This window comes from Motilibacter deserti, assembly GCF_011250635.1.
GTDB lineage: Bacteria > Actinomycetota > Actinomycetes > Motilibacterales > Motilibacteraceae > Motilibacter_A > Motilibacter_A deserti.
The window spans coordinates 1-11,488 of record NZ_JAANNP010000058.1 but is presented as its reverse complement, the minus strand read 5'-3'; the positions used below and the strand labels follow the sequence as shown (position 1 = coordinate 11,488).

At 70.4% G+C, this 11,488-nt stretch carries 14 protein-coding genes; 7 read left to right on the top strand and 7 right to left on the bottom strand.

What is annotated here, in order from left to right:
• Positions 1 to 1,143 precede the first annotated feature (1,143 nt).
• From G9H71_RS18740 to G9H71_RS18730, 3 genes are all read left to right on the top strand, one after another.
• A complete protein-coding gene (locus G9H71_RS18740; RefSeq protein WP_166284316.1) occupies positions 1,144 to 1,776 on the top strand; it encodes a hypothetical protein in 633 nt (210 codons plus the stop codon).
• A 466-nt stretch (positions 1,777 to 2,242) separates the two neighbouring features.
• Positions 2,243 to 2,422 carry a hypothetical protein gene (locus tag G9H71_RS18735; protein WP_166284315.1) on the top strand — a complete coding sequence of 60 codons (180 nt, stop codon included), beginning with the start codon at positions 2,243 to 2,245 and terminating at the stop codon, positions 2,420 to 2,422.
• A gap of 71 nt (positions 2,423 to 2,493) precedes the next feature.
• Entirely contained in the window at positions 2,494 to 2,877 is a 384-nt protein-coding gene (locus G9H71_RS18730; protein ID WP_166284314.1) for a hypothetical protein, read from the top strand.
• Here G9H71_RS18730 and G9H71_RS24690 read toward each other — a convergent pair.
• The 7 genes from G9H71_RS24690 to G9H71_RS18695 form a co-directional block, all read right to left on the bottom strand.
• On the bottom strand, positions 2,865 to 3,080 hold the full coding sequence (locus tag G9H71_RS24690; protein WP_166284313.1) for an ATP-dependent DNA ligase: 216 nt from the start codon (positions 3,078 to 3,080) through the stop codon (positions 2,865 to 2,867). The two genes, G9H71_RS18730 and G9H71_RS24690, sit on opposite strands and share 13 nt — an antisense overlap.
• Complete coding sequence (locus G9H71_RS24025; protein WP_269204744.1) at positions 3,071 to 3,487, bottom strand: ATP-dependent DNA ligase; 417 nt, start codon at positions 3,485 to 3,487, stop codon at positions 3,071 to 3,073. Before G9H71_RS24025 ends, G9H71_RS24690 begins: the two co-directional genes overlap by 10 nt.
• A gap of 187 nt (positions 3,488 to 3,674) precedes the next feature.
• A complete protein-coding gene (locus tag G9H71_RS18715) occupies positions 3,675 to 4,442 on the bottom strand; it encodes a hypothetical protein (protein WP_166284311.1) in 768 nt (255 codons plus the stop codon).
• Between the two features lie 169 nt (positions 4,443 to 4,611).
• On the bottom strand, positions 4,612 to 5,166 hold the full coding sequence (locus tag G9H71_RS18710; RefSeq protein WP_166284310.1) for a DUF4913 domain-containing protein: 555 nt from the start codon (positions 5,164 to 5,166) through the stop codon (positions 4,612 to 4,614).
• Positions 5,163 to 5,327, bottom strand: a complete 165-nt coding sequence (locus G9H71_RS18705; RefSeq protein ID WP_166284309.1) for a hypothetical protein — start codon at positions 5,325 to 5,327, stop codon at positions 5,163 to 5,165. The genes G9H71_RS18710 and G9H71_RS18705 overlap by 4 nt, the downstream gene beginning before the upstream one ends.
• Positions 5,328 to 5,333: 6 nt before the next feature.
• On the bottom strand, positions 5,334 to 6,668 hold the full coding sequence (locus tag G9H71_RS18700; protein ID WP_166284308.1) for a type IV secretory system conjugative DNA transfer family protein: 1,335 nt from the start codon (positions 6,666 to 6,668) through the stop codon (positions 5,334 to 5,336).
• Positions 6,669 to 6,999: 331 nt separating this feature from the next.
• On the bottom strand, positions 7,000 to 7,242 hold the full coding sequence (locus G9H71_RS18695) for a hypothetical protein (protein ID WP_166284307.1): 243 nt from the start codon (positions 7,240 to 7,242) through the stop codon (positions 7,000 to 7,002).
• A 527-nt stretch (positions 7,243 to 7,769) separates the two neighbouring features.
• Here G9H71_RS18695 and G9H71_RS18690 point away from each other — a divergent pair.
• From G9H71_RS18690 to G9H71_RS18675, 4 genes are all read left to right on the top strand, one after another.
• Complete coding sequence (locus G9H71_RS18690) at positions 7,770 to 8,078, top strand: hypothetical protein (RefSeq protein ID WP_166284306.1); 309 nt, start codon at positions 7,770 to 7,772, stop codon at positions 8,076 to 8,078.
• Positions 8,079 to 8,333: 255 nt separating this feature from the next.
• On the top strand, positions 8,334 to 8,846 hold the full coding sequence (locus G9H71_RS18685) for a hypothetical protein (RefSeq protein ID WP_166284305.1): 513 nt from the start codon (positions 8,334 to 8,336) through the stop codon (positions 8,844 to 8,846).
• Entirely contained in the window at positions 8,846 to 10,006 is a 1,161-nt protein-coding gene (locus tag G9H71_RS18680; protein ID WP_166284304.1) for a hypothetical protein, read from the top strand. Before G9H71_RS18685 ends, G9H71_RS18680 begins: the two co-directional genes overlap by 1 nt.
• A 142-nt stretch (positions 10,007 to 10,148) precedes the next feature.
• Positions 10,149 to 11,488 (top strand): SCO6880 family protein (locus tag G9H71_RS18675; RefSeq protein ID WP_166284303.1); only part of this gene is annotated, 1,340 nt, incomplete at its 3' end.

Here is an 11,488-nt window from a genome sequence, read left to right as displayed (position 1 = left end):
TCGCAGGCCTCGACACCGCGCCCTTGACACTGAGGGGAGCCGTGATCGCGCACTCGGACAAGGGCGTGCAAGGCGGATTCAATACCTCGCGGTGCGCTACATTCAGCGGCTTGCTGAGGCCGGCGCCGTCGCTTTCGTGGGATCGACCGCCGACTCGTACATGAACGCTCTCGCCGAGGCGTTCAACTCGACTGGGCTGGCAGCCCGGGGGCAGGGTCGCCAGTTGGCCAGGTTCGATGAGGCCGGCGAGCACTTCGTCCGGCGGACGCTGAGCGACCCTCGGCAACAGCCTCGACGATCGGATGCAGCTCGCCGACCTGGTCGTCGTAGCCGTGCTGGCCGTGGCAGAGCGTCCGGGAACCATGGTAGGCCCAGGAAAGCACTGAGCGCCCGGTAGAACCGGCGGGAACGTGAGCAGTCGGCCTTACCAGGGGTCCTCCCCGCGAAGAGGACTGAACGGGTGGCCGGGGTCGCTGGCCAGCTGGTTCGCGGCGGGCGCGCCGGCGGAACCGCCCTGCTCAGCTGCTGGGCAGGTCCGAACCCGGAACGCGCAGCGCGGCCGCGAAGTTGCATGGCGTGGGGTCGGGCAGCCGGCATCGGGGAGGTGACACTCGCCGCACAAGCGGTCGCTTAAACGCATCACGATCTCGACTTCTGTCTCCTGAGTCGCTCTCGAGCTCTTGCCGTCTCTCGTTGTGAGCGCTTACGCTCTAAGCGTCGCGGTAAGTTAAGCGAGCCGTGTCGATTGGGGGCAGGGCAGTGACTAGTTCTTGGGCGATATATGGGTACACGGAGCCATGCTGGCTGCAGTACTACCGGGACTTGCAACGCGTCGGCATGGGCTACAACGCATGCTCACAGCCTTGCGCCGGCCAGCCGCCTGAGCTTCTAGGTGAGTGTATGGCGCGTTGTCAAGCTTGGCATGAAGCGGGCCGGGTTGCCGCGGATGCAAATCTGCAAATGTGTGGCCTCACCAACACACCAGTTCCGACTCCGTTGCCTCCAATCCCTCAGCCACCAAAGGGGGCTGTGGTCTCCGACGTTTCGAGGCGCGGACAGATCGCTGGACTCGTCATCGGTGCCGGGATAGCAGCCGCAAGGTATAAGGCCGCCGCTGCGGCCACTGCATTGGGTGGGATTGCAGTGCTATTCGCCATCGCCTCATTGGCGGCGACTGACATACTGGCCGATCCTCCCAGTGAAGAATATAGTGAAGTGTGGCGGCCGGAGATGCCTCCGCAAGACCTCCTACCCGAACTCATGCTAGATTCCGAGAAGATGCCGGGAACAGAGATTCTTTGGGAGATCCTTTTTGCGCAAGTCCAATTGGTAGTTCCCCTCGAAGGTATCGTCGAGTCTCTCGACCGCGCGGCCGGCGCGGCGGAAGCTGGCAGCGGCGAATGGCAGGCCCGGCAGTACCGCGCGAGCCAGTTCTATGCATCGATAGCTGCGGAGGGGCTCTCGCGCTTGGCCGACACGCTGCAGTCAGCGGTCCCGCGGTTGGCCGCCACGAAGCTCGGGCAGACGCTGAGTGCCAGCAACGAAGAAGTCAGCGCAGCGCAGGATAAGTGGAGGCAGGAAGGCCTAGACGAGGCCAGCGTGCGCTTCCTCGAGAAACTACCGTCTCCGACGCGCAAGCTAGAGCGGGTGCGCCAGGTTATGATCGAAACGGTGGTCAGCCCGACCGATACCGATCGAGCTTTGGTTGAGTATCTTGCTCTTGAGCATCCTATGAGGATGATGGGCGGAGCGCTTCGCTCCTACGCTAACTCTTAGTTCCTTCGTTGCGGCGGCCGACCTTCCGGGGGCGCCCTCGCCCGCCCGCAGCTGGAGAGGAGGTTGAGCGCCAGGTGACTATCAGCAAAGCCGCAGGCTGATTGGCGGTGAGGGCGGGTGGAAGCGTCCAGGCCGGGCAAGGTGACCGCTCGGTGGCGCCTCTACAAGGAGGCGTCCGCGGCGGCTCGGTAGGCCTCGTCGCGGTGGGCCTGCCGGCGCTCCCGCTTATCGGGGTCCGGGTGGCGCAGCGCTCTGCGAGCCGGGTGGTACGCGCCGGTGCCGGTCAATCAGCCTTCGGTGACGAGGCCGGGCCGGCGCTGCAGCGCTCGCCGCCAGCTCGGCTGCGCCTCGCGGCCCTGCAGCAGCACAACGCGCAGGGTGGGCAGCAGGTCGATCAGCTCGAGCAGCGGGCCGACGCCGGCCGTGAGCTCGGCGGCGGCCGGCGCGGTCTGGGACTCCTTGAACCATGGGTAGGCGTTCGATCGTCGGGCTCGTCCTCAGAGCCGTCACGTTCTTCATCTCGCAACGGCCGTACGTGTGGGTCCCCACCATCACGATCTTCTTCGCCCTGTTCTGCGGCATCACCCCAGCCGTCGCCTACCGCACCGCGCGCAAGAACGGCGAGTGGCCGCGGGACCAGGTGTAGACGGCGACATCCGGGCCCGCTGCACCCGTTCGGGTGGCCGCGCTGCGGCCGCTGCGACCTACCGTGGGCGCGTGGCGATCACCGAGGCCGTCCGCGGCAGCATCCTCCCGACCGCGCTCGCGGTCGCGGCCTTCGCTGCGGCGGTCGCCCTGCCGTTCGCGGTTCTGTTCCACGTCCTCGACTACCCGGAGTGGAGCCGGACGCTGAGCAGCTTCGTCATGGTGTTCGCCGTCGCGTTCTTTCCCCTTGGGCTGGCATTCCGGCTCGTGCAGTACGGCGTCTGGTGGTTCGTCAACGGCTTCGACTGGCGCGAGACGCCGTACGAATCCCCCATCAACCGAGCCGCGTTGGTGCGCTACAGCACTCCCGTCGTCTACTTCGGGACCGCCTGCGCCGCGGCCGCCCTGGTCCTCGCGCTGGGCAGCGGCCTTGGGCGAGGTGACTACACGCCCTGACGGCGCTCGCGGCCCGGCTGGCGCCGCGGTGCGTGCATCGAGGCCCAGTGCTCGGTCTTGAGCTTCACCCAGTCGCGTGAGCGGGCGTCGGGACGGTAGGTGCTGGCGCGGTGCTTGACCACCACGCCCTCCAGCCCGCGCTCCTCGCACACGGCCAGCAGGTCCTCCGGGCGGCAGTCGAAGCTCGCGCCGTCTACCAGCACGGCCCGCCCAAGGCCAGCTCCTCGAGCTCGCGCCGGCGCTCCCCGTAAGGGCGGGCGCACAGGTCACGCCCCTCCAGCCAGAGCAAGTCGAAGGCCACGAACGTGACCCGGCAACCGACGGAAGGGGCCCGCCGCCGAGCCATCCGAAGGCCGAGCGCGTAGAAGTCGGCGGCCGTGCCCTGGCCGGCGACGAGCTCGCCGTCCAGCACGACCGTCCGGCCGCCCAGCGCGGGCACCAGGCCCGCGAACTCGGGCAGCGCCGCGGTCACGTCCCGGTCTGTCCTCGAGCGCACCCGCAGTCCGCTTTCGTCTGCGGTGACTGAGGCTCTCCAGCCGTCCAGCTTGACCTCAACAGCCCACCCCTCCCCCACAGCGCCCGCCGGCTGCCGCGTCGAGGCCGCGAGCATGGGGCGCAGGACCGGAGCGGGCACGCCCTCCAGCATGCGTCGGGGCTCACGGCCGCGATTCCATCCGAATCGAAGGCGAGGGAGACGCGGAAGGTCCCCACCCGTCGGGTGAGGACCTTCCGTTGCTGCCTGGCTCCGCTGCCGCCCCAGTCTTGCGAGGCGCGAGCGGCCTCGCTGCGCGCGAGGGTTATCGCGTGACCGTCACGAGGAAGGCCGAGGAGCTGGAACGGGCGAGGGTGTCACTGCCCTCGTAGACGGCCTTGAAGGCCGCGAGCTTCCCGACCTTGGCCTTGATCGTGAACGAGCCGGTGCGGGTGGTGATGGCCTGCCCGACCGGCTTCCACTGCTTGCTGCTCTTGCTCGGAGCGGTGTAGATGCTGACCGCCTCCCCCGCCGCCCATTCAGACGGCGGCGTGAAGCCGACGGACCCGGGGACAGTACGCGTAAGGGTCCCAGTGAGGGTTACGGCGGTGTTGCGCTTGACCGCGTAGCTCTTGGCCCGCAGCGCCACCGAGGTGGAGCGCACGACCGTGTAGCTCGCAGCGCCCGCCGCGGTCGTCTCCATCCCATTGCCGTCCCTGGCCACAACGCTGACGTTGTAGACGCCGGCCGGGGAGTTGTTGTCCACGGTCAGCGCCTCGCGGTAGACGCCGTTGTGCGCGTCACCGCTCACGAGGTCAGCCCAACCACCGCCATAGAAGCTGTTGTCGGGGTCCGCCGCGTTGTAGCGGATCGAGACCGTCCGGACCGTCGCGCACTCGGCCGGGGTGGAGACGGTTGTCTCGATGGTGACCGCGGTGTCCGCCTTGCCGGCGATGATCGGTGAGGCCAGCACGCGAGTGTTGGCGACGGCCGGGCCGATGTCGCAGGCCGACGCCGCCGAGGCCGTCGGGGCGACGGCGACCGTCGCGAGGAGAGCCGTCCCCGAAAGGGCGACGAGAAGTGTGCGACCCATGATCTTCCTTCTGTGATGCGGGAAGCGTGGTTGTGCAGGAACGCTCCCGTGGACCCCCGTCGAGTCCGCGCGGACATGGTGCCTGGCGGTCGCTGGTAGTGCCGCGAGCCCGCGGAAAGATGGGGCCGAAGGCCTAGCTCGGTCGGGTCAAGGGATGCAGCTGGCCGGGTCAGGCGACGTCGCCGGCGTGCTCGGGCGGCTCGCTGAACCAGCCGCGGGGCGGGGGCTTCACTGGCAGTGGCTCGTACGCCGGGTGGCGTTCGGGAGTGCACTGCCCGAACGGTCCGTCCGGGGAGAGGAGGATCGGCAGGTGGTGGTCGAGCTGCTGGGCCATCCAGGCCGCCATGCCGTTGACCGGGTCGAGCCGTGCGCCTTCCCAGCTACGCCACAGGACCTCCAGGCGCATGATCGCCTCGGCGTGGTCCCACCACCGCGGGCACCACTTGTTCTGCTGGCCCACGTTGCGCGGGAACGCGACGACGAACAGGTCCGTGACCCACTCCTCCAAGGACCCGTAGTAGGGCTTCCACTCCTCGTCCTCACCGGGACCCCTCGCGCCGCCAGCGGCCGAGGGGACCGCCCCTTCGGCGCTCGCGGCAAGCAGCTCGGTCACGTACTCCAGCCCCGCCTCGAGCGCGACGATGCGGCGCCCGGCCTCGGTCAGATCGGCCGGGGGCGGAGGGCCGAAGTCAGCGCCGGGGTCGTAGCCCTGCTCCTCGCTCATGGCCGCACCACGTCGTCGAGGACGACCGTGTCGTCCAGTCGAGGCTGGGCCGGGACGGCGTCGCGGCGGGCCGCGCCGACCAGCTCGGCCTCGGCCGCCTTGGCGGCGGCGCCGATCTGCTCGGCGCGCGGCCCCTCGTACCAGGGCAGTGCGCGCAGCATCGCTGGCTAGGCGCCGGTCGTCATCACCAGCACGCGGCCCTTGGGCAGCGCGCGGATCTCCGACGCGGGCAGGATGCGGCGCTGCTGCGGCGACCGGGAGCGGGTGCGCCGGCCCTCGGAGCGGCCCTCGGAGTAGGACACCGACGCCACGGTGACGTCGTGGTCGCCGATCAGGCGCGACAGGTCGTCGGCGAACGAGGCGTCGTCGATACCGGAGCCGATGACCTTGACCGTGGCCGCGCCCCACAGCGCCTTCATGCCGGTGTCACCCCACACCCGGACGCCCTGCGCGTAGGACTGCAGGATCGTCAGCGGGATCACGCCGCGGCTGCCCAGGTGGGAGTAGAGCGAGGGCAGGTCCCCGATGCGGCAGATGTTCGCGGCCTCGTCGAGCAGCACCATCATGGGCGGGTCGAGCCGGCCGCCGCGCAGCTCGGCGGCCTGCACGCCCTCGCGCATCATGCGGTCGGTCAGGGCGGCCACGAGAGGGGCGGCGCTGCCGCCGCCGTCCTTGGACAGCAGGTAGAGCGTCTGGCGCGACAGCGGGAACGCCGCGGTGTCGATCTCCTCGACGTCCTCGCCGGGCAGCGGAGGAGTCACCCAGGACGTGATCTGCGGGTTGCGCAGGCACTTGGTCGCCGTGCGGGCGGTGAAGTAGACCGAGGCGCGCGTCTCGTGCGCCATCGTGCGCGTGCCCTCGAACTCCTTGGCCAGCAGCGGGTGCCCGTGCCGGCGAAGCAGCGTGCCCGGCGTCGGGTCGGAGTCGTCGTTGAGCCAGGCGTAGACGTCGAGCAGCGTGCCGCCGGACACCTTGGCCGCCATGATCAGCGTGGAGAGCAGCGAGGCGCCGGCCGGGCCCCAGATATCGCCGTCCTTGCCCTCGACCGTCAGGACGAAGTGCGAGGCCAGTCGCTCGGCCTCCTCGACGCTGTTGACGGCCGCGAGCGGGTTCCACCACCAGGTCCGCGGCGCGTGCGCGATGCCCTGCGGGTCGAACACCCAGACCCGCTCCCCCGTGTCCTGCGCGCGCAGCGCCGCCGTGGCGGCCCACAGGTCGGCCTTGTTCGACGTGGCGATGACAGCGCCCGGGGCGTCCAGCACCAGCGGCACGCCGTAGGCCGTCGTCTTGCCCGAGCGCGGCGCCATGATGGCCACGCCCACGTCCTCGAAGCCGGCCAGCAGCGGCATGGCGCCCTTGCCCAGCGCGCCGAGGACCCAGCCGATATCTGCCGGGCGCAGGTTCTTCGGCTCGGTCCCGGCCAGCGAGGGGCGCAGCCGCACCGCCTGCTGGCGGCGCGTCCGCACCGACAGCGCCTGCAGGTCCTTGGCCTTGGCCAGCACGCCGCGACGTCGGACGGCCGGCCAGGGCGCAAGCCACCTTGACGCCAAGCCACACCAGCGGGACCGCGACGACCAGCAGGACCGCGACCGTCGCCCCATACAGCGCCCGCGGGTCGACTCCCGGCCAGAAGGCGTCCAGCCCCTGCTTAGCCACGCTCAGCACGAAGCCGACGGACCACGGGCCAGACTTCCACCCGTGGCCGCCGAGCGTCGACGCCAGCCCGCCGCCCACCCACACAGCGGCGCTCAAGACGAGCAGCGCGGCCGGAGCCCCGGGGATCAGCCAAGGCCGGCCCGCCCCCGCCGGACCCCTTGGGCGCGACCGTTGCCGTCAGCCGACCGGCCCGTGCAGCACGGTCTTGTCCAGGTTCCAGCGGCGGTTTGTGTTGAGGCCGCCGGCGTTCCGCTCGGCGTTGGTGAGCTGCAGCTGCACGGGGATGCCCGCGCGCTGCCCGGCCTTGATGAGGAACCGGCCCTGGCCGGGATGGGCCTCGCCGGCCTTCCAGCCCGGCGGGGTGGACCAGCTGGTGATTGTGTCGACCTCCGCGCGGGACAGGTCGACGACCTCGCGCACCTCGTCGAGCTCCTGGCGGGGCAGCCGAGCACGACGAACCCGGCGCGCTCCACGAACCCCTTGGCCTTGGCCACGTCGGCGTCGTTGTCCATCGAGCGCAGATCGGCCAGTGAGTGCAAGATCATCGCCCGCCCGACGCCCCGGTTGCGGTTGAGGCGGGTGAGGGCATCGACCCGGTCGACCATGCCATGTCCGGCGCGGATGACGCGCCACAGCTCGTCCATGACGATGGAGAGCCGGCGCTTAGGGCTCGAGCCCGGCGTCCGCTAGAGCGTTCGCCGCCTCGACCTGCCCGAAGCTCTTGGACCAAGACCCTAGCCGCTCCCACTTTGCGTCCATCTCAGTTGACAGTGTCAACAACCGGAGTCATGCTGTGTCAACTCGTATGGACAGGGAGATCTGTAGAGCTCTCTCGCGAATCGGAAGGGGCCGCTCGCATGGAAGTACAAGATTCCGGTCGCACGAGAACGACGAGACGCCGCGCCCAGTTGAGGTGGTGCGCTCCAAGATGCCACTGGAGAACCCCCGTGCTGGGCAGCACGGCCGCCACACTCGTCTTCGCTCTTACCACTCTGGCGCTGGCTCGCCCGGCGTCAGCCATCTCCGTCACCAACACTCGGCCGCCAGGAACGGACGACTTCCAGACGATTCTGAACTGGGCGGGGTGGGGCGGAACCGTTGCGGGGGTCGTCGGGCTCATCGTCGTCGGGATCAAGTTCATGCTCGCGCACAAGCGCGGCGACGACGGGGGCGAGCAGATGGCGGCGTTCGGCAAGGTCTGCGCCGGGCTGGTCGTGTTGGCCGCCGCAGGCCCGATCGTGACGTCTTTGTCTTAGCAGACCCGGAAGGGAAGTCAGAGGATGCTGGCCCTTCAAGTGCCCGAAGTGGACTCGGAGGCTGGCGTGAACACGAGGCGGACGCGGGCGGGACTTGCTGTCGCAACGCTGGCCACGCTGCTGGTCCTTGCTGTCGGGACATTCGCCGCCGTGCGCGACGACGATAAGGAGGGGGCGGCGTTGCCCGCCCCTCCTTTCGTTGTGGCCCCGGCAGCTCCCTCCTCCTCGATAACGCCCGTCCCGCGTCCGTCCGCCGTGCCCAGCACCGCGCCGAAGGGGGTGCGGTGGGAGCTGTTCCAGGGCGTGGCCTTACCAGTCAGCGACGCTGACGGCCCGACCCGGATCGACGGCCCGGTCTACGCCGGCTACAGCCACACCCCCACCGGCGCCCTCCTGGCCGCTGCCAACATCGGCTCGCGTTACCTCGTGACGCCCGGCAACGGCTGGCGCGAGGTCGTCAGGGAGCAGGTCCTGCCGGGCACCGGGCGGGACGTCTTCACAGAGAACCGGGCGAAGGTGACCGACGACAGCGCCCAGCCCGGTCAGTTCGGCCAGCTGGCCGCCTTCAAGTTCGTCACGTACACCCAGGACGTTGCAGTGATCCAGCTGGTCACCCGTTTCGCGACGGGCCAGATGCAGGTCGCGACGGACACGGTCCGGTGGTCGAACGGGGACTGGCGGCTCGAGCTGCAGCCCGACGGCGGCACCAGCCCTTCCGCCCAGTCGGTCAGCAGCATCGTCGGCTACGTGCCATGGGGAGGGGTCTAGTGCCTGACCTCTGCGGTGTCCCGGGAGTCGGCACGATCTGCAACGGGGCCTCCAACGCCGTTGCGGCGGCTGCCGGTTCGGCGTTTGACGCGGCGGCGAGCAAGGTGGGTGAGGGGTTTGCGAAGGTTCTAGAGTTCTCGCTGACGTTCTGGACCGAGATCGACGCCCCGCAGCTGAGTAAGACGTCGGGGCCGGTCTTCGAGCTGATGCGGTCGACGCACTGGTACACGCTCTCGATCGCGGTGCTGGCCATCACGGTGCAGGCGACGCGGATCGCGTTCACTCAGGACCTGCGGCACGGGACCGAGGCGGTGAAGGGCCTGTTCCGGTGGCTGTTCGTGGTGGGCGCGGGTGTGTTCACGATCAACGCGCTGGGCCGGGCCTCCGACGCCTTCTCGGTCTGGATTATCGACCAGGGCGCTGACGGGGACCTGGCCGATCGGCTGGGGATGATCACGACGGGCCTGAACGCGAGCGGCTCCGGGCTCGGCTCGGGCCTGATTCTCGTGCTCGGGCTGTTCGGGATCGTCTCCTCGTTCGGGCAGATGTTCCTGATGATGGCCCGGTTCGCCGTGCTCACCATCCTGGGCGGGCTGCTGCCGCTGCTGGCCGCGTCCTCGATCACAGAGCGGGGGAAGGCCTCGTTCGACAGGGCCGTCGCCTGGATTGTGGCGTTCCTGCTCTACAAGCCGGCCGCCGCGATCGTCTACGCCGCCGCGTTCTTCATGGTCGGTGACGGCGGTTCCGCGATCCAGGTGTTCGTGGGCCTGTTCCTCATGGTCCTGTCGGTCTTGGCCATCGTGCCGCTGATGAAGCTCGCCGTCCCCGCGGTGACCGCGGCGACCTTGAGCGGCGCTGGGGGCGGCGCCATGACCGCGGTCGGGATGTCGGTTGCGACCGGCGCGCGGATGGCGAGCGGCCCCGGCGGGGGCGGCGGGCGTCTGTCGGCGTCGGGCGGTGGTGGCACGCACAGGCCCGGCCCGGTAACGGGTCCGACCGGCTCCAAGGCCGCCGGAGCCGGTGGCTTCGGCAAGGCCGCTGGTGGCTTCGGCAAGGCCGCTGGCGCGGCTGCCCCGTGGGTGGTTGTCGCGCAGGGCGCGACCCAGGCCGCCGGCGCCGCGAGGCGCGCCGCTGGCAGCGCCGCCAACTCCGTCTCCTAGCTCTCACCTCACCTCACCTCACGCGCGGCCCCGCGCCGCCCGGCCTTCTGGCCGGGCGGCCGACGGGCCATGCCGTCGTGCCTGCTTCCGGCTCGGCCCCGCTCGAACGTCTGCACTCCGTCACGCGAAAGAGGGTTTACCCATGTCTGCTTCCACCGTCAACGGGAACGAGGGGCCGCGCACCTACGGCAACTTCGTCGTCCCGCGCTCGCCCGGCGTGTTCGGGCTGGGGACGCTGGGCAGTGGCCTGCTCCTCGTCGGGCTGGTGATGACCGTCCTCGTCCAGCTCGGCCGCGGGTTCATTGCCGCAGGCGTCACGCTGCTGTTGTTCATCGCGCTGCTGGCGCCGATCAAGTACCGCAACCGCGCTGGGCGCAACGGCTGGCAGACGCTCACGACGCGGGTCGCGTGGGCGCGGGGTAAGCGCAAGGGCCATAACACGTACCTGTCCGCGCTGGTCTCGCCGATCGCGTTCGGCTCGGCCCGGCTGCCGGGCCTGCTCGCGCGCAGCGAAGTGTTCGAGGCGCAGACCTCGTACGGCGAGCGGTTCGCGATGGTGTCCATCCCGGCGGCGCGTCACTACGCGGTCGTGCTCTCCGTCGCGCCCGAGGGCGGGCAGCTCGTCGACGCGGGCACGGTCGACTCCTGGGTCGCGGAGTACGGGCGCTTCCTGTCCGACCTCGCGCACGAGCCGGGCCTTGAGGCCGTGACCACGACGATCGAGACGGCCCCGGACCCCGGCACCCGGCTCGCCTCCGAGGTCCGCCGCACGGTCCGCACCGGGGCGCCCGGCCTCGCGCAGGAGATGATGGAGGAGGCAGCCTCCACGTTCCCGGCCGGCGCCGCGACCGTCCGCGGCTGGGTGACCCTCACTTTCAGCGCGCGCAAGCCCGCGACCGTCGAGGAAGAGGGCCTGACCGGGCGCGGCAAGAAGGCCACGTCCAAGAAGTCACGCGAGTCCACGAAGGCTCTGGCCACCGGCGAGCTCGCAGCCTACGAGCGCGGCGAGGACCCCACGGACGCGGGCCTCGACGAGGACCTGATGCCGTCCGCGCTGCCCAGGCCGGCCAACCCCCCGCAGAACGTCCGCTCCACGGTCGAGATGGCCGTCCAGATCGGGCAGCGGCTGCCCGGCCTCATGGAGCACCTGGCCGCCACCGGCGCCGGGACGGTGAGGGCCATGCGCCCGCACGAGCTGGCGGAGGTGGTCCGGGTCGCCTACGACCCGGCGGCGGCCGTCGCCGTCGAGGAAGCGCACGCGGCCGGCGAGGACACCGGCATCACCTGGGACAGCGCCGGCCCGGCGGCCGCCGTCGCCTCGTGGGGCGCGTACCGGCACGACAGCGGCACCTCGGTGACGTACGCGACGACCAGGCCGCCGATCGGCGCCGTGCAGTCCTCCGTCCTCGAGCGGCTGCTCGCCCCGCACCCCGGCGTGGACCGCAAGCGCGTCACGGTGGTCTACCGCCCCTACGCCGCCTA

Excerpts from the sequence above, each read along its gene's own strand:
- G9H71_RS18715 (WP_166284311.1), bottom strand. The coding sequence starts at position 4,442 with ATGGGTCGCACACTTCTCGTCGCCCTTTCGGGGACGGCTCTCCTCGCG.
- G9H71_RS18710 (WP_166284310.1), bottom strand. The coding sequence starts at position 5,166 with ATGAGCGAGGAGCAGGGCTACGACCCCGGCGCTGACTTCGGCCCTCCG.
- G9H71_RS24025 (WP_269204744.1), bottom strand. The coding sequence starts at position 3,487 with ATGCTCGCGGCCTCGACGCGGCAGCCGGCGGGCGCTGTGGGGGAGGGG.
- G9H71_RS18735 (WP_166284315.1), top strand. The coding sequence starts at position 2,243 with ATGGGTAGGCGTTCGATCGTCGGGCTCGTCCTCAGAGCCGTCACGTTC.
- G9H71_RS18705 (WP_166284309.1), bottom strand. The coding sequence starts at position 5,327 with ATGCTGCGCGCACTGCCCTGGTACGAGGGGCCGCGCGCCGAGCAGATC.